The organism is Enterobacter sp. UPMP2060 (assembly GCF_053709655.1).
In genome coordinates, this window is the sequence record NZ_JBSKJQ010000001.1 from 211,591 (window position 1) to 236,986 (window position 25,396).

At 57.4% G+C, this 25,396-nt stretch carries 25 protein-coding genes and 1 riboswitch; of the genes, 10 read left to right on the forward strand and 15 right to left on the reverse strand.

The features are described 5' to 3' along the window. Positions 1–402: 402 nt before the first annotated feature. Positions 403–1,311: a uridine diphosphate-N-acetylglucosamine-binding protein YvcK gene (gene yvcK, locus ACWKXN_RS01080; RefSeq protein ID WP_039261383.1), complete on the reverse strand. Its 909-nt coding sequence runs from the start codon at positions 1,309–1,311 to the stop codon at positions 403–405. A 225-nt stretch (positions 1,312–1,536) separates the two neighbouring features. Next, positions 1,537–1,670, forward strand: a riboswitch (molybdenum cofactor riboswitch). On the opposite strand from yvcK, the gene moaA reads away from it, so the two are divergent. The 6 genes from moaA to ACWKXN_RS01110 all read left to right on the forward strand — a co-directional run bounded on the left by moaA (position 1,658) and on the right by ACWKXN_RS01110 (position 5,137). Further along, positions 1,658–2,647 (forward strand): GTP 3',8-cyclase MoaA, encoded by a 990-nt coding sequence (gene moaA / locus ACWKXN_RS01085; RefSeq protein WP_064672124.1) that lies wholly within the window; start codon positions 1,658–1,660, stop codon positions 2,645–2,647. It overlaps the preceding riboswitch by 13 nt. 24 nt (positions 2,648–2,671) lie before the next feature. Continuing rightward, a complete protein-coding gene (gene moaB, locus ACWKXN_RS01090) occupies positions 2,672–3,184 on the forward strand; it encodes a molybdenum cofactor biosynthesis protein B (protein WP_454543197.1) in 513 nt (170 codons plus the stop codon). Positions 3,185–3,187: 3 nt separating this feature from the next. After that, positions 3,188–3,673, forward strand: coding sequence for a cyclic pyranopterin monophosphate synthase MoaC (gene moaC / locus ACWKXN_RS01095; RefSeq protein WP_008501142.1), 486 nt, complete (start codon positions 3,188–3,190; stop codon positions 3,671–3,673). Further along, a complete protein-coding gene (moaD, locus tag ACWKXN_RS01100; RefSeq protein WP_033144980.1) occupies positions 3,666–3,911 on the forward strand; it encodes a molybdopterin synthase sulfur carrier subunit in 246 nt (81 codons plus the stop codon). Before moaC ends, moaD begins: the two co-directional genes overlap by 8 nt. Position 3,912: 1 nt before the next feature. Beyond that, complete coding sequence (moaE, locus tag ACWKXN_RS01105; protein ID WP_064672127.1) at positions 3,913–4,365, forward strand: molybdopterin synthase catalytic subunit MoaE; 453 nt, start codon at positions 3,913–3,915, stop codon at positions 4,363–4,365. Positions 4,366–4,429: 64 nt separating this feature from the next. Further along, positions 4,430–5,137 (forward strand): Bax inhibitor-1/YccA family protein, encoded by a 708-nt coding sequence (locus ACWKXN_RS01110; protein WP_094934359.1) that lies wholly within the window; start codon positions 4,430–4,432, stop codon positions 5,135–5,137. Between the two features lie 105 nt (positions 5,138–5,242). Here the strand turns inward: ACWKXN_RS01110 and ACWKXN_RS01115 are convergent, their stop codons facing one another. The 3 genes from ACWKXN_RS01115 to ACWKXN_RS01125 are packed head-to-tail and all read right to left on the reverse strand — an operon-like array spanning position 5,243 to position 8,201. Continuing rightward, the gene (locus tag ACWKXN_RS01115) at positions 5,243–6,205 is read right to left on the reverse strand and encodes a lysylphosphatidylglycerol synthase domain-containing protein (protein WP_023310857.1); all 963 of its coding nucleotides are present in this window, start codon (positions 6,203–6,205) and stop codon (positions 5,243–5,245) included. Beyond that, positions 6,205–7,443 (reverse strand): cardiolipin synthase ClsB, encoded by a 1,239-nt coding sequence (gene clsB / locus ACWKXN_RS01120; protein WP_033144984.1) that lies wholly within the window; start codon positions 7,441–7,443, stop codon positions 6,205–6,207. Before clsB ends, ACWKXN_RS01115 begins: the two co-directional genes overlap by 1 nt. Then, positions 7,440–8,201: an endonuclease/exonuclease/phosphatase family protein gene (locus ACWKXN_RS01125; RefSeq protein WP_023334979.1), complete on the reverse strand. Its 762-nt coding sequence runs from the start codon at positions 8,199–8,201 to the stop codon at positions 7,440–7,442. Before ACWKXN_RS01125 ends, clsB begins: the two co-directional genes overlap by 4 nt. 133 nt (positions 8,202–8,334) lie before the next feature. Here ACWKXN_RS01125 and ACWKXN_RS01130 point away from each other — a divergent pair, with 133 nt between their 5' ends. Continuing rightward, positions 8,335–8,745: a YbhQ family protein gene (locus ACWKXN_RS01130; RefSeq protein ID WP_014883088.1), complete on the forward strand. Its 411-nt coding sequence runs from the start codon at positions 8,335–8,337 to the stop codon at positions 8,743–8,745. Here ACWKXN_RS01130 and ACWKXN_RS01135 read toward each other — a convergent pair. The 5 genes from ACWKXN_RS01135 to cecR are packed head-to-tail and all read right to left on the reverse strand — an operon-like array spanning position 8,707 to position 14,299. Beyond that, complete coding sequence (locus ACWKXN_RS01135; RefSeq protein WP_454543198.1) at positions 8,707–9,813, reverse strand: ABC transporter permease; 1,107 nt, start codon at positions 9,811–9,813, stop codon at positions 8,707–8,709. The genes ACWKXN_RS01130 and ACWKXN_RS01135 overlap by 39 nt on opposite strands. A gap of 9 nt (positions 9,814–9,822) precedes the next feature. Beyond that, on the reverse strand, positions 9,823–10,908 hold the full coding sequence (locus ACWKXN_RS01140; protein ID WP_454543199.1) for an ABC transporter permease: 1,086 nt from the start codon (positions 10,906–10,908) through the stop codon (positions 9,823–9,825). After that, positions 10,898–12,637, reverse strand: coding sequence for an ATP-binding cassette domain-containing protein (locus ACWKXN_RS01145; RefSeq protein WP_064672130.1), 1,740 nt, complete (start codon positions 12,635–12,637; stop codon positions 10,898–10,900). The genes ACWKXN_RS01140 and ACWKXN_RS01145 overlap by 11 nt, the downstream gene beginning before the upstream one ends. Beyond that, positions 12,630–13,625: a secretion protein HlyD gene (hlyD, locus tag ACWKXN_RS01150; RefSeq protein WP_087822211.1), complete on the reverse strand. Its 996-nt coding sequence runs from the start codon at positions 13,623–13,625 to the stop codon at positions 12,630–12,632. Before hlyD ends, ACWKXN_RS01145 begins: the two co-directional genes overlap by 8 nt. Continuing rightward, entirely contained in the window at positions 13,622–14,299 is a 678-nt protein-coding gene (gene cecR, locus ACWKXN_RS01155) for a transcriptional regulator CecR (RefSeq protein ID WP_219940724.1), read from the reverse strand. Before cecR ends, hlyD begins: the two co-directional genes overlap by 4 nt. Positions 14,300–14,506: 207 nt before the next feature. Between cecR and rhlE the strand changes: the two genes are divergently transcribed. Together rhlE and dinG are read left to right on the forward strand one after the other, a co-directional pair. After that, the gene (rhlE, locus tag ACWKXN_RS01160) at positions 14,507–15,892 is read left to right on the forward strand and encodes an ATP-dependent RNA helicase RhlE (protein ID WP_454543200.1); all 1,386 of its coding nucleotides are present in this window, start codon (positions 14,507–14,509) and stop codon (positions 15,890–15,892) included. Between the two features lie 97 nt (positions 15,893–15,989). Next, entirely contained in the window at positions 15,990–18,167 is a 2,178-nt protein-coding gene (gene dinG, locus ACWKXN_RS01165) for an ATP-dependent DNA helicase DinG (protein WP_454543201.1), read from the forward strand. Here dinG and ACWKXN_RS01170 read toward each other — a convergent pair. The 5 genes from ACWKXN_RS01170 to ACWKXN_RS01190 all read right to left on the reverse strand — a co-directional run bounded on the left by ACWKXN_RS01170 (position 18,154) and on the right by ACWKXN_RS01190 (position 23,515). Further along, positions 18,154–18,657, reverse strand: a complete 504-nt coding sequence (locus ACWKXN_RS01170) for a fimbrial protein (RefSeq protein ID WP_213729496.1) — start codon at positions 18,655–18,657, stop codon at positions 18,154–18,156. The two genes, dinG and ACWKXN_RS01170, sit on opposite strands and share 14 nt — an antisense overlap. Next, on the reverse strand, positions 18,654–19,646 hold the full coding sequence (locus ACWKXN_RS01175) for a fimbrial protein (RefSeq protein WP_045887598.1): 993 nt from the start codon (positions 19,644–19,646) through the stop codon (positions 18,654–18,656). The genes ACWKXN_RS01170 and ACWKXN_RS01175 overlap by 4 nt, the downstream gene beginning before the upstream one ends. Positions 19,647–19,666: 20 nt before the next feature. Beyond that, a complete protein-coding gene (locus tag ACWKXN_RS01180; RefSeq protein ID WP_454543202.1) occupies positions 19,667–22,210 on the reverse strand; it encodes a fimbria/pilus outer membrane usher protein in 2,544 nt (847 codons plus the stop codon). 25 nt (positions 22,211–22,235) lie between these two features. Next, a complete protein-coding gene (locus ACWKXN_RS01185; RefSeq protein WP_087822216.1) occupies positions 22,236–22,910 on the reverse strand; it encodes a fimbrial biogenesis chaperone in 675 nt (224 codons plus the stop codon). Between the two features lie 68 nt (positions 22,911–22,978). Then, a complete protein-coding gene (locus ACWKXN_RS01190) occupies positions 22,979–23,515 on the reverse strand; it encodes a fimbrial protein (RefSeq protein ID WP_029739812.1) in 537 nt (178 codons plus the stop codon). Between the two features lie 266 nt (positions 23,516–23,781). Here ACWKXN_RS01190 and ybiB point away from each other — a divergent pair, with 266 nt between their 5' ends. Next, complete coding sequence (gene ybiB, locus ACWKXN_RS01195) at positions 23,782–24,744, forward strand: DNA-binding protein YbiB (protein WP_048979628.1); 963 nt, start codon at positions 23,782–23,784, stop codon at positions 24,742–24,744. Positions 24,745–24,859: 115 nt separating this feature from the next. Here ybiB and ybiJ read toward each other — a convergent pair whose 3' ends face one another. Further along, positions 24,860–25,120 carry a DUF1471 family protein YbiJ gene (gene ybiJ, locus ACWKXN_RS01200; RefSeq protein ID WP_023310874.1) on the reverse strand — a complete coding sequence of 87 codons (261 nt, stop codon included), beginning with the start codon at positions 25,118–25,120 and terminating at the stop codon, positions 24,860–24,862. Between the last annotated feature and the right edge of the window lie 276 nt (positions 25,121–25,396).

A 25,396-nucleotide genomic window follows, 5' to 3' on the forward strand; every position in this document is an offset into this window, starting at 1 on the left:
AGGCCGGGGCGAGGCGCAGGGATGCGCCGAGAGGGCGGGCTTTACAGGGACGTTACCTCCGCCCGTACCCGATAAGCCGAAAGGAATAAGCCGATGACAAAATTGCCGGGAGCAATTTTGGACAGCGCTTGCGCTGGCCCCGAAGGGGTGAGCCCCAGGGATGGGGCGAACAATCCGCGCAGCGGCGATTTACCGCCGGGAGCCCGGGTCGCCAGGGTGGTGGCGATTGAGCCACCCTGGCACGTTCACCGGTCATGTCGTTACAGAGTAGCAAGGAACATAAAGTGAACGGAATGACCACCAGAGTCGTATGTTCCCCCCTCACCCCAGCCCTCTCCCTCAAGGGAGAGGGCTGGGGTGAGGGGGCATTATTATGAGGGCATCAGGCCGCACAAAACGAACCTAGCCCAGCGCCTGAATCGCCTTCTCCAGCGCCTCGCGCAGCAGGTGACGGTCATGGCGATATTTAATATCACTCGCTTCTAGCGGCTCCTGCACCACCAGACGATTGCCAATCCCTGACACATCCACTTTTGGGCCCACGACTACGCCGTCAATGATTTTCTTGCCGACGTAATGCTCCATTAATTCCAGTTTGTCCGCCAGCGACAGGCTCGCCGCCGCCGGGCTCAGCTCACGTCCCAGGTTACCGATGTAAACCATCGGGGCAGGGGTGCGGCGCAGCGCCTGCGCCAGCTCTTTTACGAGTAGAATTGGCATCAGGCTGGTATAAAAACTGCCTGGACCGATCAGGATAAGATCCGCTTCCCCGATGGCCTCCACCGCTTCTCGCGTGGCGGGCACGCTCGGATAGGTCATTAACTCCGTTGGCGGCAGGATGAGCTGGTCGATATTCACCTCGCCGTAAACTTCATGCCCTTCGGCGTCGATGGCCATCAAGTCAACCGGTTGTTCTGACATGGGGATTAGGAATGCGTCCACTTTGAGCAGATTACGGATTAAGTTGATGGCTTCCAGAGGCCTTACGCTCAGGTGATCGAGCGCCTTTAACATCAGATTTCCGAGGTTATGCCCGGAAAGTTCGCCATTACCGCCAAAACGGTACTCAAACATCGCCGACGCGACGCTCGGCTCGGTAATTAACTGGTTCAGGCAGTTGCGCATATCTCCCCAGGCAATGCCGCCTTCGGCACGTCGAATGCGCCCGGTTGAGCCCCCGTTGTCGGTGGTAGTTACTATCCCTGTCAGCCTTGAGCCGAGTGACGACAAAGAGGACATAACCCGGCCTAAGCCGTGTCCTCCGCCAAGAGCGACCACTCGGTCAAGATCCGCAAAAGTGCGATTGCGCATACGTATTCCTTATCACGTTCGATCGCGTAACAGTAACCTAACTACCCCTAAAAGACGATGCCTCACCCGATGCAAAATGACGTATATCAATGTGAAAATGCGGTTTTTAGGTATTCTGTAGCGAAAATGCAGGAACGATTCGCTATATAGATAATTATACAGCGAAAAGCGAGAATGGCGTCGTCAGAATTTCCGCGCTACTATCGCCCTAACCACGTTTTCAAAATTGAAAACATACACTCTAGCCCTTGTGCCTGTGTCGAAAGATATGGCGCTCTGGCCGTGGCAAATTTGCCACCAGGGTACAGAAAGAAATGACTGTGCCTCCCGATCTGGAAAGGTGTACATGGCTTCACAACTTACTGATGCTTTCGCGCGTAAGTTTTATTACTTACGTCTGTCGATTACCGATGTGTGCAACTTCCGTTGCACCTACTGCCTGCCCGATGGCTACAAACCGGGCAGCGTCACTAATAACGGCTTTCTCTCCGTGGATGAAGTGCGCCGCGTCACGCGCGCCTTCTCTGAACTCGGCACCGAAAAAGTGCGTCTGACCGGCGGCGAACCCTCTCTGCGCCGCGATTTCCCCGACATCATCGCCGCCGTGCGTGAAAACGAACGTATCCGCCAGATTGCGGTGACCACCAACGGTTACCGCATGGCGCGTGACGTGGCGAACTGGCGCGATGCGGGGCTGACGGCGATCAACGTCAGCGTCGATAGCCTGGATGCCCGTCAGTTCCATGCCATTACCGGCCAGGATAAATTTCAGCAGGTCATGGACGGCATCGACGCGGCATTTGCGGCCGGGTTCGAGAAGGTCAAAGTCAACACAGTGCTGATGCGTGATGTGAACCATCACCAGCTCGATACCTTCCTGGCGTGGATTAAATCACGCCCCATTCAGCTGCGTTTTATCGAGCTGATGGAAACCGGCGAGGGCAGCGAGCTGTTCCGTCGCCATCACATCTCCGGCATGGTGCTGCGCGACGAGCTGCTGAAACGCGGCTGGATCCATCAAATCCGCCAGCGCAGTGACGGCCCGGCGCAGGTCTTCTGCCACCCGGATTACGAAGGTGAGATTGGGCTTATCATGCCCTATGAGAAAGACTTCTGCGCCAGCTGCAACCGCCTGCGCGTCTCCTCCGTTGGCAAGCTCCATCTTTGCCTGTTCGGCGACGGCGGCGTGGATCTCCGCGATCTGCTGGAAGACGATGCGCAGCAGGCCGCGCTTGAAGCACGTATTTCTGACGCGCTGACGCATAAAAAACAGACCCACTTCCTGCATCAGGGCAATACCGGCATTACTCAGAACCTGTCCTACATCGGCGGGTAATCAGGCTTAAGAAGGAATCAGAAGATGAGTCAGGTAAGCGCAGAATTTATCCCGACACGCATTGCTATCCTTACCGTTTCCGACCGCCGTGGCGAAGAGGATGATACCTCCGGCCACTGGCTGCGCGAGGCGGCCCATGACGCGGGGCATCACATCGTCGATAAAGCGATCGTGAAGGAGAACCGCTACGCCATTCGCGCTCAGGTTTCGCAGTGGATTGCGAGTGATGAGGTGCAGGTGGTGCTGATCGCCGGCGGCACCGGCTTTACCACAGGCGATCAGGCCCCTGAAGCGCTGATCCCGCTTTTCGACCGCGAGGTGGAAGGCTTCGGCGAAGTGTTCCGCATGCTCTCCTTTGAAGAGATTGGTACCTCCACGCTCCAGTCGCGCGCCGTTGCCGGGGTGGCTAACAAAACCCTGATTTTCGCTATGCCGGGCTCGACCAAAGCCTGCCGCACCGCGTGGGAAAACATCATCGCCCCGCAGCTGGACGCCCGTACCCGTCCGTGTAATTTCCATCCCCATTTAAAGAAATAAGCTATGTCACAACTGACCCATATTAACGCCGCCGGCGAAGCGCATATGGTGGACGTCTCCGCCAAAGCGGAAACGGTGCGCGAGGCGCGCGCGGAAGCGTTCGTCACCATGCTGCCGGAAACCCTGGCTATGATTATCGACGGCAGCCATCACAAGGGCGACGTCTTTGCCACCGCCCGCATCGCCGGTATTCAGGCCGCCAAACGGACCTGGGATCTCATTCCGCTGTGCCATCCGCTGATGCTGAGCAAGGTGGAAGTGAACCTGCAGGCGCAGCCGGAGCATAATCGCGTGCGCATTGAGTCACTCTGCCGCTTAACCGGCAAAACCGGCGTGGAGATGGAGGCGCTGACGGCGGCCTCAGTCGCCGCGCTGACCATCTACGACATGTGCAAAGCGGTGCAGAAAGATATGGTGATTGGCCCGGTTCGCCTGCTGGCAAAAAGCGGCGGCAAATCCGGTGATTTTAAGGTGGACAGCCATGATTAAGGTACTCTTTTTTGCGCAGGTGCGCGAGCTGGTGAATACCGACAGCCTGACGCTGGATGCGTCCTTCGAAAACGTCGCTACCCTGCGAGCGCATCTGGCGGCACAAAGCGACCGCTGGGCGCTGGCGCTCGACGAAGGCAAGCTGCTGGCCGCCGTTAACCAGACGCTGGTGGAATTCACCCATCCGCTGAACGCAGGGGATGAAGTGGCCTTCTTCCCGCCGGTTACGGGGGGCTAAGATGGCTGAAACCCGAATTCTGGTGAGTCCCGAGCGTTTTAACGTGGGGACCGAATACAGCTGGCTGGCGGAACGTGATGAAGACGGCGCGGTCGTCACTTTCACCGGCAAGGTGCGCAACCACAACCTCGGTGACAGCGTGAAGGCGCTGACGCTGGAGCACTATCCGGGGATGACCGAGAAATCGCTGGCGGAGATTGTCGACGAGGCGAGAGGCCGCTGGCCGCTTGGCCGCGTTACGGTTATTCACCGCATCGGCGAGATGTGGCCTGGCGAGGAGATTGTCTTCGTCGGGGTGACCAGCGCGCACCGCAGCAGCGCGTTTGCGGCAGGGGAGTTCATTATGGATTACCTCAAAACCAGAGCGCCGTTCTGGAAGCGCGAAGCCACGCCGGAAGGTGACCGCTGGGTAGAATCGCGCGACAGCGATAAACAAGCCGCCAGCCGTTGGTAGTCGGTTTACGTGGATGTGTTAATCTTAACGTGTGTGTCTACTTAAACTTAATCAGGAGTGAATCATGGACCGATTTCCGCGTTCCGATTCAATAGTACAGCAGACCCGTAGCGGCCTGCAGACGTATATGGCTCAGGTGTACGGCTGGATGACGGTTGGCCTGCTGCTTACCGCGTTTATCGCGTGGTATGCGGCAGGTTCAGAGGCAATCACTGAATTGCTCTATACTAATCGCTACTTTTTCTTTGGCTTGATTATTGCCCAACTTGCAGTTGTGTTCGTTTTATCTGGGTTGATTCATAAGCTCAGCGCGGGACTTTCAACCACGCTTTTTATGCTCTATTCGGCATTAACTGGCCTGACGCTCTCCAGCATTTTTATCGTCTACACTGGTTCATCTATCGCTAGTACGTTTGTTATAACCGGCGGGATGTTCGGTGCGATGAGCCTGTACGGTTACACCACGAAGCGCGATCTGAGCGGTTTCGGCAGCATGCTGTTTATGGGGCTGATTGGGATTGTGCTGGCGTCGTTGGTAAACCTGTGGCTGAAGAGCGACGCGCTGATGTGGGCCGTGACCTACATCGGGGTGGTGATCTTCGTTGGACTGACGGCGTATGACACCCAGAAGCTGAAAAATATCGGCGAGCAGATCGACGTACGCGACAGTTCAAACCTGCGCAAATACGCGATTCTGGGCGCGCTGACGCTGTATCTGGACTTCATCAACCTGTTCCTGATGCTGCTGCGGATTTTCGGCAACCGTCGCTAAGGTTGTTTTGCCGGGTGGCGGTGCGGTCTGGTGCCCTCACCCTGACCCTCTCCCGTGGGAGAGGGAACAAACACTAAAAACGGCAACATCGTTGCCGTTTTGCTTTTATTTCGCTAACGCCTTCTCGTTCTTCGCTCTCAGCTTTTTCGCCCGACTCTCCAGCACCAGATAACACACCGTTGCCAGCGCCAGCGGCAGGAAGTAATACAGCATGCGGTACGCCAGCAGGGCGGCGATAATCGTTCCCTGAGAGACATGCTCCCCGGCCAGCAACGCGATAAACACCGCCTCCAGCACGCCGATCCCCGCAGGAATATGCACAATCACGCCCGCAATACTGCTCACCAGCAGCACGCCCAGCACGAAGAAGTAGTTCACGTCCTCGCCAATCAGCAGCCAGATAATCGCCCCCATCGCCATCCAGTTGGCGCTGGAGACCGCCATCTGCAGCACCGCAAACTTCCACGAGGGCAGCACCAGCTTTTGCCCTTTAATGGTCATATGGCGGCGTTTAGCAAACGCGCAGGCCCACAGATAAACGGCGATAATCAGCAGCAGCACAATGCCCAGAATGCGCAGCGTGGCCTCATCGATATACCAGTGCGCGGGCAGCTGCACCACGCCGATGGTGAAGATCACCCCGCCGAGCAGAATATAGCCCAGCCAGTTGGTGGTGATGCTTAACGAGAAAATGCGCGTGATGGTCCCGCCCGGCAGGCCGAGCCGCGAGTAGAGGCGATAGCGCATGCCAATGCCGCCGACCCAGGTGCTCAGCGTCAGGTTAAAGGCGTAGCAGATAAACGACACCAGCATAACCTGACGTTTGGCCAGCTTGTGGCCGCAGTAAGCGCGGCCCAGCAGGTCATAACAGCCGTACATCAGGTAGCTCACGATAACCAGCCCCACAGCGCCCAGCAGCACCATCCGGTTATAGTTGCGGATGACTTTCCACACCTCTTCCCAGTCAACTTTCTGCGCGTAGACCACCAGCAGAACCGCGACCGCAATAAAAAACAGCCAGGTCAGGATCTTTTTTGCCAGCCGCCAGCGCGGATGCGATTTCGACATCAGGGTTTGCCTCCGTCTTCCGCTTCAATACGGTCCTGGGTTTCCATTTCGGGTTGTACCGGCGGGTCCACCTGCGCAAGCTTAGGCGTATGCGCCGGCAGCCAGCCGACCATGGCCGGGAAATGACGCAGAAAGTGGAACACCACCACGCTGATGCCCAGGTTCCACCAGGTGCGTTTAGGGACCATGGATTCGTCCACGCGCACGCAGTCGTTAACGATCAGCGCCTGCAGGTTATCCCGCAGGGTCTGGTTAAACTGGCGATCGTGAATGATCAGGTTAGCCTCGAGATTGAGCGATAAGCTCAGCGGATCGAGATTACTGGAACCCACGGTGGCCCAGTGATCGTCCATCAGCGCCACTTTGCCGTGCAGCGGTCGGCGGCGATATTCGTAGATCTGTACGCCGCCCTTCACCAGGTAGTTATACAGCAGCCGCGCGCCGACTTTGACTATCGGCATATCCGGCTCGCCCTGCACAATCAGCTTCACGCGTACCCCGCGTCGGGCCGCATTGCGCATGGCGTGCAGCAGGCGATAGCCCGGGAAAAAGTAGGCGTTAGCTATAATCACTTCGCGCTTCGCGTTGGCGAGCATCTTGAGATAATGACGTTCAATGTCGTCCCGGTGCTCGCCGTTATCCCGCCAGACGAAAAGGGCCTGCGCTTCGCCGGGCTTCCGGTTCTCTTCCGGGCGATGGCGGCGTCTCCACCAGCGGCGAACGGCCTCTTTACCCGGCAGGTTCTCCAGCTCAAACAGTAAGATGTCCTGAACCACGGGGCCTTCAATGCGAATAGCGTAGTCCTGCTTCGCCTCCGGGCCGTAGTCGGACATATGCTCAGCGGAGTAGTTAATGCCGCCGACAAACGCCACCGTCTCATCCACCACCACAATTTTGCGGTGCATCCGGCGGAAAAGATTGGTCCGCATGCCGAACAGGCGAGGGCCAGGATCGTAGTAGCGGAACACCACGCCCGCGGAGGTCAACTCATTCACAAACGTATCGCTGAGATCCGGCGAGCCATAGCCATCAAGCAATACTTCAATTTTGACGCCGCGCCGGGCGGCGCGCAGCAGCACGCCGTGCAGCTGTTTGCCGACGTCGTCTTCGAACCAGATAAAGGTTTCGAGGATCACCTTCTGCTGTGCATGGTCAATCGCTTTAAACACGGCCGGATAATACTCGTCCCCGTTGACCAGCAGCGTGATTCGGTTGCCTTCCTGCCAGGAACATTTCATAGGTGGATCTCCGCGCTGAGCGGGGCATGGTCGGAAAGATGTCGCCAGTTAAGGAGCGCCAGGGCGGTCGGGCTGCTGGCGTGGGCATTTTTCACGTAGATGCGGTCAAGCCGAAGCAGCGGGAAACGGACCGGGAAGGTGCGCGCAGGCCTGCCGTTGGCGCGAGTAAAAATCTCTTCCAGCCCGGCATCTACTTTCAACGGATGGTTTGCCCTCTGTCGCCAGTCGTTGAAATCGCCCGCTACCACCACAGGTTCGCCTTCGGGAAGCGCGTTGGCCCATTCGGCCAGCATTTTCAGCTGCGCCTGACGATGGGCTTCGCGAAGGCCCAGGTGAACACAGCCGACATGGACAGGTCGCTCGAGGTCGGGCGGCGTAATGCGGCAGTAAAGCAGGCCGCGTTTTTCGCTTTCCCCGACGGAAACGTCGCGGTTTTCGTAATGTTCAATGGGGTAGCGGGACAGCACCGCGTTTCCGTGATGCCCTTCCGGATAGACCGCGTTGCGGCCATAGGCGTAGTCACTCCACATGGTGTCGGCCAGAAATTCATAGTGCGGCGTGTCGGGCCAGTTCTCAAAGTGGAGCGGATGCACTTCGTGTGCGCCCATCACCTCCTGCAGGCAGACAATATCCGCGCTGACGGTGCGTACCGCGTCGCGCAGCTCCGGTAAAATGAAGCGGCGGTTAAATGCTGTGAAGCCCTTATGAATGTTTATCGTCAGCACCTTAAGCGAGAAATGCTGCATTTTTTGAGTCATAAGCTCCTTCCTGAGTGACTATCCCAATGAAAATAAAGTGTAGTCGTCGTCACAAAAAGATGCGGCGTTACGGAATTTTCCGTAAAGTGCGGTAGTCTGATTAAGCAGAGAAAAATCCTTCAGGAGAGAAGCCATGAAGTGGCAACAACGTGTTCGTGTCGCAACTGGCCTGAGTTGCTGGCAGATAATGTTGCATTTACTGGTCGTGGCCGTACTGGTGATGGGCTGGATGAGCGGCACGCTGGTGCGTGTTGGCCTGGGGCTATGCGTCCTTTATGGCGTCACCGTGCTGTCGATGCTGTTCTTACAGCGCCACCATGAAGCGCGCTGGCGCGAGGTGGGTGATGTGCTCGAAGAGCTCACCACCACCTGGTATTTTGGCGCGGCGATGATCGTGCTTTGGCTGCTGTCGCGCGTGCTGCAAAACAACCTTCTGCTGGCCCTGGCCGGTCTGGCTATCCTTGCAGGGCCTGCGGTGGTCTCGCTGCTGACCAAAGAGAAAAAGCTACGCAATGTTGCGTCTAAACATCGCGTACGCCACTGAGCCCGTCGTGGCCGCTATGACCAGTAGCGGCCACAAACTTCCCCAGACAATATCCAGACTCGCATCCTTCAGATAGATTTGCTTGGTGATGTCCGTAAAGTGCCGAATCGGGTTTACCCACGTCAGATCCTGAAGCCACACCGGCATGTTCTCGACGGGTGAAACATACCCCGAGAGCAAAATCGCGGGCATCATAAAGACGAACACACCGATAAACGCCTGCTGCTGCGTCGAGCAGAGCGCCGAGATCAGCAGTCCAAATCCCACCAGCGACAGCCCGTAAATGACCATCGTGAAGTAAAACAGCGCCAGCGAACCGGCGAACGGGATCTGGTAGGCCCAAATTCCCACCCCCAGCACGATGGTGGCCTGAAACGTCGCGACGATCAGCGCCGGGACCGCTTTGCCGACGAAAATTTGCCAGGTGGCGAGCGGGGAGACCAGCAGCTGGTCCAGCGTGCCCTGTTCGCGCTCGCGGGCGACGGAAAGGGAAGTCACGATCATCACCCCGATAGTGGTGATCATGGCGATCAGCGACGGAACCACGAACCACTTGTAGTCCAGGTTCGGGTTGTACCAGTTACGCACCACCAGCTCGCTGTTGTTGGGCTTCGGTTTGCCGTCCATAAGCTCCTGCTGGTAATCCTTCACCACCTGCTGCAGATAGTTGGCGGCTATCTGGGCGCTGTTGGAGTTACGCCCGTCGAGGATCAGCTGCATCGGCGCGGTCTGGAAGGTATCCAGATTGCGGGAGAAATCCGCCGGGAACCGCACCAGCAGCAGCGCTTTTTGCGTGTCGATGGTGGGCTGGATCTCCTGCGGGCTTTTCAGCAGCAGGATGTGGGTAAAGGCTTTCGCACGCGCAAAGCGCTGCGTCAGCTCGACGGAATGTTTGCCGTTATCTTCGTTGTAAATGGCAATGGTGGCGTTGGTCACCTCAAGGGTGGCGGCAAACGGGAACAGAAAAACCTGGATCAGCACCGGCAAGACCAGAATGGCGCGGGTTTGCGGCTCGCGCAGCAGGGATTGCAGCTCTTTGCGTATCAACGTCCATAATCGGTGAAACATGTTTGCTCCTTAATCCAGTCGCCGTTTGGTTTTCATCCACGTCAACCCAATGAACATCGCCGCTGACGCCATTAAAAACAGCGTGTTGACGATCAGCACCACCGGAATATTCCCCGCCAGGAACAGGCTTTGCAGCGTGCTCACAAAGTAACGCGCCGGAATAACATAGGTCACGGCGCGGATCACCGCAGGCATACTGTCTATCTGGAAGATAAACCCGGACAGCATAATCGACGGTAAAAAGGCGGCGTTGAGGGCCACCTGCGCGGCGTTGAACTGGTTGCGGGTGATGGTGGAGATGAGCAGCCCCATGCCCAGCGTGCTGAGTAAAAACAGGCTGGTGATAAAAAACAGCACCACCAGCGAGCCGCGATACGGCACGCCGAGGAAATAGTAGGGGATGAGCTTGCACAGCAGTAGCTCGACGCGCGTCACTTCGGTAGAGAGCAGCGCCTCCATGGTCCCGCGCTCCCACTCGCGGGCGATCACCAGCGAGGTCAGGATCGCGCCAATCACCGTCATGATAATCGTCACCGCGCCCGGAATAATAAAGTGCTGGCTGATGGCGGCGGGGTTAAACCAGTAGCGCGTCTGCACGTCGATCAGCGGTTTAAATTCTTCGCCCCGATCTTCCGCCCGCTGCATCTGCCACAGCTGCCAGATCCCCTCCGCGTAGCCCTGTACAAAGTTGGCGGTGTTTGGCTCGCTGCCGTCGGTAATCACCTGGATCGGCGCGTCGGTATTCGCCCGCGCCATGTTGGCGGCGAAATCCACCGGAATGACGATCAGGCCGCGAATTTTCCCGGCCTGCATTTTCTGGATCAACTCCTGCCTGTTATCGCTGATGGTGGCGTCAATGTAGGGCGATCCGGTCATGGCGTGAGTAAAGTCCAGCGCATCCTCACTCTGCTGCTCCAGCAATATCCCGACCCGCAGCTTGCTGGAGTCCAGGTTAATGCCGTAGCCAAAGATAAACAGCAGCAGCAGGGGGATGACTACCGCAATCAGCCAACTGCTGGGGTCACGCACGATCTGCCGCGTCTCTTTAATGCACAGCGCGCGCACCCTGCGCCAGGAAATGGCATTACTGCGCATGGGCATTCTCCTTATCCCAGTCGTGGATGAGGGTGATAAACGCCTGCTCCATGGTCGGATCCGGAACCTCATCATCGGCGGCCTGGTTTTTCAGGTCGTCCGGGGTACCGTGGGCAATCAGCTTGCCGCGATACACCAGCCCGATGCGGTCGCAGTACTCCGCCTCGTCCATGAAGTGGGTGGTCACCATCACGGTCACGCCTTTTTCCACCATGCTGTTGATGTGCAGCCAGAACTCGCGGCGGGTAATGGGGTCAACGCCTGATGTCGGCTCATCAAGAAACAGAATATCCGGCTCGTGCATCAGCGAGCAGGCCAGCGCCAGCCGCTGCTTAAAGCCGAGCGGCAGCTCGTCGGTGGCGTGGGAGGCAATGTTGGTTAAGGCGAAGGCGTCGCTCATGCGGCGGATTTTCTCGTTCTGTGCCCGCCCGCGCAGGCCGTACACGCCGGAGAAAAAGCGCAGATTCTGCTCGACCGTCAGGTTGCCGTACAGGGAAAACTTCTGCGCCATATAGCCGAGATGCTGGCGCGCCTTGCCGGAGCTGACCTTAAGGTCCATATCCAGCACCAGCGCCTTGCCGGACGTCGGCACCAGCAGGCCGCACATCATCTTAAAGGTGGTCGATTTTCCCGCGCCGTTCGGTCCGAGCAGGCCAAAAATTTCCCCCCGCTTCACCGCAAAGTTGACGTTGTCGGTGGCGGCGAAATCCCCGAACTTTTTGGTGAGGGATTTGGCTTCAATCACCGTTTCGCCCGGCGTGCCTTCCACCGTATGCAAAATGGCGGCAAGCGGCGACTCTGAGGTACCCGCGCCGCCCAGCAGGTCGATAAACGCGTCCTCAAAGCGCGGCGCGGTCTCTTCCATCTCGATCTCAGGCATGCCGGGCGCCTGGCGAATATCGTCGACGGTGGCCTCTTTTTTGAGGATCACCCGTACCGAGCGGCCCTGGATCATCCCGTCGCTGACCTGCGGCAGCCTGAGCACCCGCTGCAGCAGCCTGCGGTTAGACTCCTGCGGGCTGTGCAGCAGGAAGCTGCGCCCGGCCATGCTCTGCGTCAGCGTCGTCGGCTCGCCCTGATAAAGCAGTTCGCCTTCGTTCATCAGCAGCACGTCCCGGCACTGTTCCGCTTCGTCGAGGTAGGAGGTGCTCCAGAGGATCAGCATCCCGTCGCCCGCCAGCTCGTGCACCATCTGCCACAGTTCACGGCGCGAAATCGGGTCTACGCCGACGCCGGGCTCATCCAGCAGCAGCACTTTCGGCTCGCCAACCAGCGTGCAGGCCAGCCCCAGCTTCTGCTTCATCCCGCCGGAGAGCTTGCCCGCCAGCCGGTCGGTGAACGGGCCGAGGGAGGTAAACTCCAGCAGGCGCGCGAAGGTTTTCTGCCGCGTTTCGCCGGTGACGCTGCGCAGGTCGGCGTACAGGTTCAGGTTTTCCATCACCGTCAGGTCTTCATACAGGCCAAACTTCTGCGGCATATAGCCGAGCATGGCGTGAAGGGCTCCGTCATCCTCGATCGGGTCAAGACCGAGCACGCTGGCGCTTCCTTCATCCGGCTTGAGCAACCCCGCCAGCATCCGCATCAGCGTGGTTTTCCCCGCGCCGTCCGGACCGACCAGCCCGGTCACATAGCCTTTCCGGATGGTGCAGTTCAGCGGCGCGACGGCCGGTTTGTCCATTCCCGCGAAGCGTTTAACCAGATTGTTGAGCTGAATAACCGCGTCATTCATGTCGTTCCCCGTTGTCTACTTTTGCGGTGACGGGCATGCCCTGACGCAGCGCGTCGTCCGCATCGGTCACGATGATGCGCAGGCGATACACGAGGTCGGTACGCAGGTCCGGTGTTTCAACGGTTTTCGGCGTGAATTCGGCGGTAGGGGAGACAAAGCCCACTTTGCCGTGATACGGCTTGTCCGGGCGACCGTCGGTATAAAGCAGCAGTTCGCGGCCCGGCTGCATCTGGCCGAGATTCGGCTCATCAACGTAGGCGCGTACCCAGACCGGGCGGGTCAGGGAGAGCGTTAAGACGGTGCTGCCCGCGCTGAGCATGCTGCCCGGCTCCACGGCGCGGGTCATCAGCATGCCGTCAGACGGCGCGATTAAGGTAGTGTCGTGCAGATCCAGCTCTGCCTGAGCCAGCTGCGCCTGCGCCTGTTCAAGACTGGCTTTCGCCTGGGCGATATCCTGCGGGCGGTTACCGGTGTGGTACTGGCTTAACTTATCCTGCGCGGACTTCAGCGTTGCCTGCGCCTGGTCGCGGGACGAGCGCGCATTTTCCAGATCGTTAGCGGAAATGGTGCGGCTTTTCCACAACCCCTGCTGGCGCGCGTAGAAGTTCTGCGCGTAGTCATAGGCGGCTTGCGCCTGCTTAACGGCAGCGGCGGCCTGGGCGATCTCTTCGTCGCGATAGCCTGCCAGCATCAGGTCATACTGCGCCTGGGCGACGGACACCCCCGCTTTGGCCTGCAGCAGCGCATTCTCATAGGGCGCTTTATCCAGCATCCCCAGCGTCTGCCCGCTTTTAATGGCATCGCCTTCGTCAACGCTCAGCGAGGCGAGACGTCCGCCCACGCGGAAGCTCATGTTCACCGTGCGAATATCCACGTTGCCGTACAGCGTCAGGCCTTTATCCTGATGGCTCTGATACCACAGCCATCCACCGACTCCGGCGGCAAGCAAAACAACAACCACCAGAATGATGGCGACAGGTTTTTTCATGACTTCAGGCTCCTTTGCGTTAAGCCTTGCAGGATCAGATCGACGTGACAGGCGATCACCTTGCTAATCTGCGCGGCTTTATCCTCATCAAATTGTGTCCAGCCGGTGCGTAACAGGATGGTTTCCCTGCCCAGACGGAAGGCAAGAATTTCCCCCAGCAGGGCGTGGGTATGCAAAATTGTCTCGGTATCACTGGCGTCCCGCCCGGTATAGGCGGCGATCAGCCGGGTCAGGTGCGAGTGCATTGGCTCAATCACCCGATCGTGTACCCGCTGGTAGGCGACGGTCGGGGAGAGCTGCTCCCGGGAGATAAACTTGCTCAGGTTGAGCGTATCGTCGTGCGTGAGCAGGCGGATCATATCGTGGCAGGCATTGAGAATAAGCTGGCGAACGGCGGCGCGATCGGGCGACGGCTGGCCGAGCAGCGCGGTGGCTTCCTCAACGTGCGGGTGAAACTGCGTGCCGATAAAATCGGCGATCCACTCGGCGCAGGCGAGGTATAAATCCTCTTTTGAGCCAAAATAGTAGGTAATCGCCGCAATGTTCTGCCCGGCCAGCGCGGCAATATCGCGGGTGGTGGCATGCAGCCCGTACTCACCAAACTGCGCCAGCGCGGCGGCGATAAGCTGATTTTTAGCCTGTTCACCTTTGGTTGTTGTGGGTATTGTATTCATGGCGGCATTAAGAATTAATCAATCGATTGATTAAGATTATGCCTGATTCACGCTAACGTCGAGGGAACGCTGAGGGATATTTTATGCGCCACGTCACAAAAGCTGCTACACTCCGCTCCTTCGCGACATTGTGGTTTTTGTCCTCCCCTATTCGTTATATCTCCCTGAAAACTACACCTGTGATGGTCGGGGCGGTTCGGAGTTTTTATGTCTTTTGATTCCCTTGGCCTGAACCCGGAAATTCTGCGCGCGATCGCAGAGCAGGGCTACGTTGAGCCAACCCCAATCCAGCAGCAGGCGATCCCCGCCGTTCTTCAGGGCCGTGACCTGATGGCGAGCGCCCAGACCGGTACCGGCAAAACCGCGGGCTTTACCCTGCCGCTGCTGGAACTGCTGGTAAAAAACCAGCCGCACGCCAAAGGCCGTCGTCCTGTCCGCGCCCTGATCCTTACCCCAACCCGCGAGCTGGCGGCGCAGATTGGTGAGAACGTGCGTGACTATAGCCGCTATCTCAACATTCGTTCGCTGGTGGTTTTCGGCGGGGTAAGCATCAACCCGCAGATGATGAAGCTGCGCAGCGGCGTCGACGTTCTGGTTGCGACTCCAGGTCGCCTGCTGGATCTGGAGCACCAGAATGCGGTGAAGCTGGACCAGGTTGAAATTCTGGTGCTGGACGAAGCCGACCGCATGCTCGACATGGGCTTTATCCACGATATTCGTCGCGTGCTGGCCAAGCTGCCCGCGCGTCGTCAGAACCTGCTCTTCTCCGCGACCTTCTCCGACGAGATCAAGGCGCTGGCGGAAAAGCTGCTGCATAACCCGCTGGAAGTGGAAGTGGCGCGCCGCAACACCGCCTCCGAGCAGGTGACGCAGCACGTTCACTTTGTGGATAAAAAGCGCAAGCGGGAACTGCTCTCCCAGATGATCGGCCAGGGCAACTGGCAGCAGGTGCTGGTCTTTACCCGCACCAAGCACGGCGCCAACCACCTGGCGGAACAGCTGAACAAAGACGGCATTCGCAGTGCGGCGATCCACGGCAACAAGAGCCAGGGCGCGCGTACCCGTGCGCTGGCTGAGTTCAAATCCGGCGACATCCGCGTGCTGGTGGCGACCGACATCGCCGCCCGTGGCCTTGACATTGAAGAGCTGCCGCACGTGGTGAACTACGAGCTGCCAAACGTGCCGGAAGATTACGTTCACCGTATCGGCCGTACCGGCCGCGCGGCGGCAACCGGTGAAGCGCTCTCTCTGGTCTGCGTGGACGAGCACAAGCTGCTGCGCGACATCGAGCGCCTCCTGAAGAAAGAGATCCCGCGCATCGAAACCCCGGGTTACGAAGTGGACCCGTCGATCAAAGCCGAGCCGATTCAGAACGGTCGTCAGGGCGGCGGTGGACGTGGTCAGGGCGGCGGCGGTCGCGGTCAGCAGCCGCGTCGTGCCGAAGGCGGCGCGCCGAAATCATCCGGCAAACTGCCGCGTCGTAACAACGACAGCAAACCGGCGGGTGAAAACCCGTGGCGCAGCGGCGAGGGGAAACCGGCAGGAGAAGGGCAGCGTCGACGCCGCCCGCGCAAGCCTGCTAACCCGCAGTAATCTGGAAGCCCGGTCGTAAAGCCGGGCTTTTCTTTTTGCGGCAGCGAAGAGAAAGTGCCACAATAGTGGCTGTTTATACAGTATTTCAGGTTTTCCAATGGCTTTAACCGCTGCGCTCAAGGCGCAAATTGGCGCATGGTATAAGGCGCTACAGCAGCAGATCCCCGACTTTATCCCCCGAGCGCCGCAGCGGCAGATGATTGCTGACGTGGCAAAAACGCTCGCCGGGGACGACGGGCGACATCTGGCGATTGAAGCCCCAACCGGCGTCGGGAAAACCTTGTCGTATCTTATTCCCGGCATCGCGATTGCGCGGGAAGAGGACAAAACGCTGGTGGTCAGCACCGCCAACGTGGCGCTGCAGGACCAGATCTTCAGCAAAGATTTGCCCCTGCTGCGCAAAATCATCCCCGATCTGCGGTTTACGGCAGCCTTTGGGCGCGGGCGTTATGTATGCCCGCGCAACCTGGCGGCGCTGGCCAGCAGCGAGCCGAATCAGCAGGATCTGCTCGCGTTTCTGGATGACGAGCTAACGCCAAACAATAAGGCCGAGCAGGAGCAGTGTGCAAAACTCAAAGTCGAGCTCGACGGCTATAAGTGGGACGGCCTGCGGGATCACACCAGCCAGGCCATCAGCGACGACCTGTGGCGCAGGCTCAGCACCGACAAAGCGAGCTGCCTGAACCGCAACTGTCACTACTACCGCGAGTGCCCGTTCTTTGTCGCCCGGCGCGAGATTCAGGAGGCGGAAGTGGTTGTGGCAAACCACGCGCTGGTGATGGCGGCGCTGGAGAGCGAAGCGGTGCTGCCGGAGCCCAAAAACCTGCTGCTGGTGCTCGACGAAGGCCACCATCTGCCGGACGTGGCGCGGGATGCGCTGGAGATGAGCGCCGAAATCACCGCTCCGTGGTTCCGCCTGCAGCTGGATCTCTTCTGCAAGCTGGTAGCGACCTGCATGGAGCAGTTCCGCCCGAAAACCACGCCGCCGCTGGCGGTGCCGGAGCGGCTGAGCGACCACTGTGAAGAGGTCTATAGCCTCATTTCATCCCTGAACAACATCCTGAATCTTTATCTTCCAGCAACCCAGGAAGCCGAACACCGCTTTGCGATGGGTGAGCTACCGGAAGAGGTGATGGAGATCTGCCAGCAGCTGGCGAAACATCTGGAAAAGCTGCGCGGGCTGGCGGAGATGTTCTTAAACGATCTCAGCGAGAAAACCGGCTCGCATGACGTGGTGCGTCTGCACCGCGTTCTGCTGCAGATGAACCGCGCGCTGGGGATGTTCGAAGCGCAGAGCAAGCTCTGGCGGCTGGCCTCGATGGCGCAGGCGTCCGGCGCGCCGGTCACCAAATGGGCCACCCGCGAAGTGCGGGACGGGCAGGTGCACCTCTTTTTCCACTGCGTAGGCATCCGCGTGGCCGATCAGCTGGAAAAGCTGATCTGGCGCAGCGTGCCGCACGTGGTTGTCACCTCTGCCACGCTGCGTTCCCTGAACAGTTTCTCAAGGCTGCAGGAGATGAGCGGGCTAAAAGAGAAAGCGGGCGACCGTTTCGTGGCGCTGGACTCGCCGTTTAACCACTGCGAGCAGGGCAAGCTGGTCATTCCGCGCATGAAATTCGAGCCGCTCATCGACAACGAAGAGCAGCACATCGCGGAAATGGCGGCCTACTTCCGCGAGCAGGTCGAGAGTAAAAAGTACCCCGGTATGCTGGTGCTGTTTGCCAGCGGGCGGGCGATGCAGCGTTTCCTCGAACACGTCACCGATCTGCGTTTACTCCTGCTGGTGCAGGGGGATCAGCCGCGCTACCGGCTGGTGGAAACCCACCGTAAGCGCATTGATAACGGCGAGCGCAGCGTGCTGGTGGGGTTGCAGTCGTTTGCTGAAGGTCTGGATTTGAAAGGCGACTACCTGACGCAGGTGCATATCCATAAAATCGCCTTCCCGCCTATCGACAGCCCGGTGGTGATTACCGAGGGGGAGTGGCTGAAAAGCCTCAACCGCTATCCGTTTGAGGTGCAGAGTTTGCCTGCGGCGTCGTTTAACCTGATTCAGCAGGTCGGGCGCTTGATTCGTAGCCACGGCTGCTGGGGCGAGGTGGTGATTTATGACAAACGTCTGCTCACCAAAAATTACGGCCAACGGCTCCTGAACGCGCTGCCGATCTTCCCGATCGAACAGCCGGAAGTGCCCGAGGTAAAAAAAACGCCGGTCAAACTGACCGCAGGGCGCAAGAAAAGCCTCCGTGCTAAGGGGCGCGGTCCTACTGGTAAATGAAGGTCACCTGCACCACGCTGCTGAACGTTCCTGCCGTGACCGGCAATGAGGTGGCGTAATAGCGGGCGGCCAGCGGGAAATCCGCCGTGTGATTGTCCTGGTTGATCAACACGCTGAAGCTGGCGTCCGGGGCAAGCGAGATCTGATCCTGCGGGTCGGCAAGCTCCAGCGCCAGTCCTTTCGCGGTTCCGGTGCTGGCGAATTTAGTCGGATGAATGCTGTCTGGCTGACCGTGAAAGGTGGCCGTGGCCAGCACGGAAGTGGTTGGGCATTTCGACAGGGTTAAGTCGAATGAATGCCATTGTCCGGTATCGCCCACATCCTTAAAATCGCCGGCATTCGCTTTGCCCAGATTGACCGTCAGGTTCTGGCTGGCGCTGTCTACCTGGCAGGCGTTGGCGTAAATGTTTCCGCGAATATCGAGCTGAATCTCTTCCGCCAGGCTCTGGCTGGCGACTCCAAGGAGTACAAGGGCTAATAAGGTTTTCATTTGTAGGCCACCGTAATGGTTGCGACGGCATTCGCCGTTCCGGGCGTCACCTCCGAACTGGTTTGTTCGTAAGAGACGCTGAAGGGATATTGCGAGCGGATATTGGCATAGGCGGTAAAGGTATCCATATATTGCCCGAAAACAGGTATCTGACCGTTAAAGAGCATTCTCACCCCCACGCCGGTCGCCACGCCGTTTTCCGGCGTTAATTTGATCACGCCAGGAAAATTCGTTTCATAGCCATTGGCGCTGGTGATCATCATTTCCGGCTGTACATCCTGATCGCAGAGCATGTCGATATTGAATACCGACTGGGAGACCAGGGTTCCCGGACCGGTAAAACGGCTCACCGGAAAATCCCCCAGCGTGACGGTCAGAGATTTGGGTGATACGGTGCAGGTGACTGCTTTAACCACCACGTTACCTGAGTAGGAGAGGGTGTTTGGATAACTCAAGCTTTCTACTTGCTCAACACCAAAGCCAAATTGTGTGTTACTGGATGTGAGTGTACCGGCGGTTACCACCTCGCTGGTTTTCACCAGTTCCAGCGAGACGTCGAAGCTAAACGCAAATGAACCATCGCTACCGCTCGAATCAGACACTTGACCCACAGAAGACTTAGTTGTGCAGATTTGGTCTGCTGCTCCCATCACACGCTCCCCTTTACTGTTTCGGAGCGACACGCCGATCCCGGCAACACCCGACTCATAAACACCAGGGATATTGGGAGTCTCTCTACCCAGGCCGTGGTAACAGGCAATGATCTGACGGCCTGCGTCTTCGGCTGTATAGCAGCCCCCCGCAATGTGAGCCGAACGTTCCGTTCCCGGGATGGTCTCTCCCACGGGAAGGCTGGTAGGCACTGAAATAGACGCTAACGATAGCAGCGCTGGTAAATTTGGTGAGACACAGTTGGCCTTTGCGTGCGGCATGAAGAGTGCTGCCGTCGCCAGAACTAAAAGTAAGAAAAACGATTTTGCTATCTGCATTCTGATCGGTCCGGTGTTAATCAGTGACACTGCGCGGCAGCGTTAATAATGTTGGTGTCATCCTTCTCTTGCGTCAGGGCGTAATCGGCGACGCAATGCTCGCTCGCCTCCTTGCCCCACGAAACGAAAAGGCGTCCTTGCTGCGGCAGTCCGGTGAGATACACCAGGCCGTCGTTACCGACGATAAATTCGCTGCTCTTGTCTTCCGTGGTGACCGTTGCGCCAAAGGGCAGCGGTTTGTCTTTCCAGGCCAGCGTCATTAAGACGCGGTTGCCCACGCGAGTATCGAAGCTGGCGCGAACTATCGCGCCGCGCGTTGGTGTCACCGTCTGCGAGGCGTGTGTCACGTCGGCATCGTCTGGCAGCGTCTCGGTATCCAGCGAAATTGGGTTGTGACGCCACGGAGTGACAAACGGCACCAGCGTATAGCCGCGATAGTCCGTTTCCACGCCCGTCTGGTTGGCAACGTGCGTGCCGTGCGTTCCCGGCGCTTTAATCAGCACCACGGTTTCGCCCAGGGTCTGACCGAAGGTGACGCCGTCAGAGTGGGCGACGATGCCGCCCTGGATCCCGGCGTTCACGGTGTGCTGATGGCTGTCCTGGCTTACGCCGCCGCGCACTTCACCGTAGGTGCCTTTGTAATCCGCATTCATACTGGTGGAGGTGTTGTTATTGGCGCTGTCCAGTCCCTGCTGAACGTTCCAGCTCAGCTTGTCTCCCTCCAGCGCGGTACCATTCAGGCCCAGGTTGTGGGTGGTGCCGTCTTTACCGTTGTTCAGGCTGTAGTTTGCCCAGGTGTTAGGCAGCCAGCGGTCGAGCGGAACCGACACGTTAAGGCCGATTTGTCGGTCATAGCTGATGGATTTACCGTCCTCGTCCGTGTCGTCGCTGTTTTTATTGATGCTGTAGCTCAGGCTATAGCTCACGCCGTGCCAGCTATTGTTGTAGTTAACGCTCAGGGAGGTCATATCCTGACGCTGGCTCCAGTAACTCTCTTTCACCAGGCTTAGCGTCACCGAACCCCACTTGTCGCCCAGCGTCTGGTCGACGGTGGCCTCCGCCCGTGCGCGGCGCTGCTGTGGAGCGGACCAGTCGTTTGCACTGGTCCAGGACTCCATGGTGTCCTGCAGGGTGTAAAAGCCTTTGCTGTTGTAGCGATAACCCGCCAGCGAAAAGTGAGTGCCGGTCGCGATAAAATTTTTGCTGTAGCGCAGACGAAGGGATTGCCCTTTGCTGGTTTTGCGCTTTTTCAGTAACGCTTTGGCGCGGGTAACGTCTACGGAGAACGCGCCGAGGTCTCCAACGTTTTTCCCTGCGCCGAGCGCGGCGGAGTGGTAATGCGAACTCTGCTGAGTACCGCCGTAAACGGTGACGCCGTGTGGCAGGCCATAGATGGCGCTGCCCTGGGCGAAAGGGGTCTTCTCAACCTCTTTATCGTATGAACGATAGCGCCCTGCAGCGACGCTGTACTTGAGGTGTTTTTCCCGCTGCAGCACCGGCACGGAGGCAAACGGCACCACGAAGTGACTCTCGCTGCCGTCGGTCTCTTTTACCGTGACGTTCAGATCGCCGCTGCTGCCGGTGGGGTAGAGATCGTTAATCTCAAACGCGCCGGGGGCGACGGTGTTTTGGTAGATAACGTAGCCATTCTGGCGAACCACCACCTGGGCGTTACTGTGCGCCGTCCCGCGTACCACCGGGGCATACCCGCGCTCGCTGTCCGGCAGCATGTCGCTTTCGGTAGCCAGCTGCGCGCCAGTGTAAGAGACACTGTCGAAAACGTCGGCCTGGGTGCTGCTCTGTCCCACGGTCAGCTCGCTCTTCAGCCCCACGATATCGCGCTGGGCATAGGTATAGACCGGGGTCAGCTTGCCGTCGCCCTGACCGCCATCCGAATTGTGGTTCCAGGTGCTGTAATTTCGCACGCGCCAGGCACCGGTGTTAAAACCGGGGCGCAGGTTAATAAACTGGCTGCTGTTGTCCTCTTTCCCATGCTGGCGGGCGTGGCTTTGGCTGGCGTTAACGCTATAGTTCAGGATGCCCGCGGTGATCCCTTCGTCATACTCTTTCGGATCGATGTAGCCGCGAGGCACCTGGCCCAGCGCCGACTGGGGAATACTCAGCAGTAGTTGCTGGTTTTTGATGCGGAAAGTCGCCGAGGCCGAAGGGATGGCGCTGAGATCCGCGCATTCCCCTTTTGCCGCCAGCTTTGGATAATCTTTGGTTTTGATGCCCAGATGCGTTAATTCATCCAGACTCAGGCATGGCTGCAGGGAATCATCTCCCTGCGCATCTTTTTGTAATGTAAAAAGGACGTCACGGGTGTCGATTTTATTGTTATTGACGAACATCGTGACCTGATATTTACCTGGCGCCTGACCGGGACCGTTTTCATAAACAGAGAGATCGGTCTTTGCCTGCTCTGGATTATCAATATCCAGCAGGGCGGGGTTAAAATAATCATCAGCGTGGGCCTGCAGCGCGCAGCATGTCACCGCTATCCCACAAAAAGTGGGCAGCATTTCACGCAGTCGACGTAATAGCGGCTTAGTTGTGCTGTACATGATTATCCAGGCGTTGAATAGAGTATTAACGAACGGGTGCAGACCAGGTTTTACTGATGCTTCCGTAATCGTTAATGACCGACCAGCTTACGGTGTTACCGTTCATATTTGCCGGAAGGGCAAAGCGGGTAGAGGTATCTGGCACAGCCCAGGTAGCTTTTGCCACTTTTTGGCCGTTCAGCGTTACACTCTGGAAATTCATATAGAAAGGCGTGGGGTTGTTTACCACCAGATCATTACCTTCGCGGTGCCATTCCAGTTTATCAGCCACTGCTTCAGGTTTGCCTTTAATCGATGCAGGGCGATACAGCAATTTAATACGGGTATTAATGGCTATTTGTAATGTATTAACGCCCTCTTCATGACTTGAAGAAGGAATGGCTTTAATATTTAACCAGTACAACGACTCGCGATCTTCTGGCATATTTCCGCCGGTGCGCACCACGCGCAGCACGTTGTCTTCTTTAGCGTTCAGACGGAACAGAGGCGGGGTAATCAGAAATGGCGCTTTACCGCCTTTTTTCAAGCCGGTATCCACCCAGGACTGTACCAGATAGTTAATATCATCCGGATTGGAAATCCCAATCGAAGACTCTTTTTTCTCTCCCTGATAAACCAGTCGGGTGCCATTAATAATCACACCTGCATGGGCTGTTACTGCGGTCAGTAAAAGTGCGCTTAATAAATAACTGTGTCGCATAAATCTGTCTCAAAGAAAGAGGAGATATTAACCTTCGCGTGAAGGCGAATATCTCCTTATTGATCGTATCAGTTATAAATAACTGTAAAAGTAGACGCTGAGTTAGCCTGGCCGGCAGTGATCGATGCCTGTGTCTGTATATAACGTGCGCCAAACTCCAGATTATTTACCGTCGTGCCAGCAGCTAAAGGATACTGCTTCGAAGGCGTATATAAACTGACGGGCTGTTCGGAAGAATCCACCAGCTGAATCGCCACGCCAGTTGCCGTCGTCGCACCCGGGGTCAAGGCCAGCGTGGTGTTATTATCCGCATCTGGCGTACCACCGAAGTTGATGGCTGCAGATGTGACCGTTTCCGGGCAGTTTTTTAACTGAATATCAAATTTCGTTAAGGTGCTGGTAGAGCCTGCGCCGGTAAACGCTGTTTTGGAGACTTTGCCCAGCGCAACATTCAGCGGACTGCTTAAGCCGTTAACCACCTGACAGGCGGAATCGATAATTTCACCTGTGAAGTTAATTTGCCCTTCACCGGTGGATGCTGCGAAAGAAGATGCAGAGCATCCCAAAGCGGCAGCAATGAATATACCTAAAGTGACTTTTTTCATATTTAAACCTGTATGTTTCTCCTTTCGACATCTGCATCCCGCATTATTCGAAGTTATGTCTCAACTACTCACCGCTGGCTATTTAATCAGAAAATTCAGGCCGGGAAAGGTCCCGCGCGGCTTCCAAATAATTCAATTAATTCTTGAAAAATAATTTTTCTTACTAAAACAACTGATTATAAAAAAACGCAGGGTGGGCAAAAAAACTAACAGCGGAGTCATCATCAGGGCTATATTGTTGATAACCTGCTGTAAGGAGAAATGTCGTGGATTATCGTAAAATTATCAAAGAGGTAGGCAGAGGCAAAAACCACGCCCGCGATCTGGACCATGAAACCGCGCGTGCGCTTTACACCCGCATGCTTAACGGCGAGGTACCGGAGCTGGAGCTGGGCGGTATTCTTATTGCGCTGCGTATCAAAGGCGAAGGTGAAGCGGAGATGCGCGGTTTCTATGATGCCATGCAGGCGCAAACGCTGCGCTTAACGCCGCCGGTGGCGAAACCGATGCCGATTGTGATCCCGAGCTATAACGGCGCGCGCAAGCAGGCAAATTTAACCCCGCTGCTCGCTATCCTGTTACACAAGCTGGGGTTCCCGGTGGTGGTGCACGGCGTTAGCGAAGATCCCACCCGCGTGCTGACGGAGACCATTTTCGGGATGCTGGGCATCGAGCCAACGCGTCATGCCGGCCAGGCGCAGGCGAAGCTGGATGGCCATCAGCCTGTTTATATCCCGGTCGGCACGCTCTGCCCGCCGCTGGAAAAGCAGCTCGATATGCGCTGGCGCATGGGCGTGCGCAACAGCGCACACACGCTGGCGAAACTGGCCACGCCGTTTGGTGAAGATGCCGCCCTGCGTCTTTCCAGCGTCTCGCACCCGGAATACGTGGCGCGCGTGGGGCAGTTCTTTGAGGCAATTGGCGCAAGGGCGTTGCTGATGCACGGAACGGAAGGAGAGGTTTATGCGAACCCGCAGCGCTGCCCGCAGGTGATGCTGATTGATTCTGCAGGCACGCGCGCCATTCTTGAGCGCGGGGAAGAGAATACCGGTGTGATACTGCCTGAGGCAAAAGATCCGCATACTACAGCCCACTGGATTGAGCAGTGCCTTGCCGGAAATGTTCCTGTTCCGCATTCGATCAAGCTGCAGATGGCCTGCTGTTTGCTGGCTACCGGAGAAGTGGAATCCGTTCAGGCCGGGCTTGAACGCGTGGCGCAGGCGTTTTAGACAAAAAAAGCCCGTCCAGTGGCGGACGGGCAAGCAAGGGTAACAACAACAGGGTCAATGAGGGTGGAGCAGCTCACCAGAGGGTATGGCGAGGGTACAGCATTCATTCAGTCGATTATTTGTAGATAACCGCGGTACCGCTCAGCTTGTTATTGCCGTTAGCGGAGGTAATGGTGTATCCGCTTGCACCGGCAGCAGCGGCTTTCTCAGCCAGTTTGGCTTCCAGACCGTCCAGCGTGGTGGCGCCATCAGCACTGACCACACCAACTTTGTTCATGTTCTGTGCCTGAGTAGAAGAGACAGGCTCTACGGCGAAAGCGCCGAAAGACAGAGCGGACAGGGCAACAGCAGCTACAGCATATTTGATGGTTTTCATAATTAATCTCTCGCAGGTGTTTCTGTTAAGGGGACGATGTTCCGTCGATGTGATAAGTATCACGGTTTTTTACGAGAGATAAAATCGAAGAGAATTGACGTGGTTGCTCAAAAAAATTGAATGACAAATAACTTATTGAATATTAATAAATTCAAAGTGCCGCTTTACACTTCTTGTGGATGCGCTTTACAGAAGCGATACGAAGGGCACGTTTTGCTACGCGTCTGGCTAAAAACCGTGAGCGTAAAGGAACGTGCAGGCTCGGTTAGCCTGGGT

Excerpts from the sequence above, each read along its gene's own strand:
- moaE (WP_064672127.1), top strand. The coding sequence starts at position 3,913 with ATGGCTGAAACCCGAATTCTGGTGAGTCCCGAGCGTTTTAACGTGGGG.
- moaB (WP_454543197.1), top strand. The coding sequence starts at position 2,672 with ATGAGTCAGGTAAGCGCAGAATTTATCCCGACACGCATTGCTATCCTT.
- ACWKXN_RS01145 (WP_064672130.1), bottom strand. The coding sequence starts at position 12,637 with ATGAATGACGCGGTTATTCAGCTCAACAATCTGGTTAAACGCTTCGCG.
- moaC (WP_008501142.1), top strand. The coding sequence starts at position 3,188 with ATGTCACAACTGACCCATATTAACGCCGCCGGCGAAGCGCATATGGTG.
- ybiJ (WP_023310874.1), bottom strand. The coding sequence starts at position 25,120 with ATGAAAACCATCAAATATGCTGTAGCTGCTGTTGCCCTGTCCGCTCTG.
- ACWKXN_RS01125 (WP_023334979.1), bottom strand. The coding sequence starts at position 8,201 with ATGACTCAAAAAATGCAGCATTTCTCGCTTAAGGTGCTGACGATAAAC.
- yvcK (WP_039261383.1), bottom strand. The coding sequence starts at position 1,311 with ATGCGCAATCGCACTTTTGCGGATCTTGACCGAGTGGTCGCTCTTGGC.
- rhlE (WP_454543200.1), top strand. The coding sequence starts at position 14,507 with ATGTCTTTTGATTCCCTTGGCCTGAACCCGGAAATTCTGCGCGCGATC.
- cecR (WP_219940724.1), bottom strand. The coding sequence starts at position 14,299 with ATGAATACAATACCCACAACAACCAAAGGTGAACAGGCTAAAAATCAG.
- moaA (WP_064672124.1), top strand. The coding sequence starts at position 1,658 with ATGGCTTCACAACTTACTGATGCTTTCGCGCGTAAGTTTTATTACTTA.
- hlyD (WP_087822211.1), bottom strand. The coding sequence starts at position 13,625 with ATGAAAAAACCTGTCGCCATCATTCTGGTGGTTGTTGTTTTGCTTGCC.
- moaD (WP_033144980.1), top strand. The coding sequence starts at position 3,666 with ATGATTAAGGTACTCTTTTTTGCGCAGGTGCGCGAGCTGGTGAATACC.
- dinG (WP_454543201.1), top strand. The coding sequence starts at position 15,990 with ATGGCTTTAACCGCTGCGCTCAAGGCGCAAATTGGCGCATGGTATAAG.
- ACWKXN_RS01130 (WP_014883088.1), top strand. The coding sequence starts at position 8,335 with ATGAAGTGGCAACAACGTGTTCGTGTCGCAACTGGCCTGAGTTGCTGG.
- ACWKXN_RS01190 (WP_029739812.1), bottom strand. The coding sequence starts at position 23,515 with ATGAAAAAAGTCACTTTAGGTATATTCATTGCTGCCGCTTTGGGATGC.
- ACWKXN_RS01180 (WP_454543202.1), bottom strand. The coding sequence starts at position 22,210 with ATGTACAGCACAACTAAGCCGCTATTACGTCGACTGCGTGAAATGCTG.
- ACWKXN_RS01185 (WP_087822216.1), bottom strand. The coding sequence starts at position 22,910 with ATGCGACACAGTTATTTATTAAGCGCACTTTTACTGACCGCAGTAACA.
- ACWKXN_RS01175 (WP_045887598.1), bottom strand. The coding sequence starts at position 19,646 with ATGCAGATAGCAAAATCGTTTTTCTTACTTTTAGTTCTGGCGACGGCA.
- ACWKXN_RS01140 (WP_454543199.1), bottom strand. The coding sequence starts at position 10,908 with ATGCGCAGTAATGCCATTTCCTGGCGCAGGGTGCGCGCGCTGTGCATT.
- ACWKXN_RS01115 (WP_023310857.1), bottom strand. The coding sequence starts at position 6,205 with ATGTCGAAATCGCATCCGCGCTGGCGGCTGGCAAAAAAGATCCTGACC.
- ACWKXN_RS01110 (WP_094934359.1), top strand. The coding sequence starts at position 4,430 with ATGGACCGATTTCCGCGTTCCGATTCAATAGTACAGCAGACCCGTAGC.
- ACWKXN_RS01170 (WP_213729496.1), bottom strand. The coding sequence starts at position 18,657 with ATGAAAACCTTATTAGCCCTTGTACTCCTTGGAGTCGCCAGCCAGAGC.
- clsB (WP_033144984.1), bottom strand. The coding sequence starts at position 7,443 with ATGAAATGTTCCTGGCAGGAAGGCAACCGAATCACGCTGCTGGTCAAC.
- ACWKXN_RS01135 (WP_454543198.1), bottom strand. The coding sequence starts at position 9,813 with ATGTTTCACCGATTATGGACGTTGATACGCAAAGAGCTGCAATCCCTG.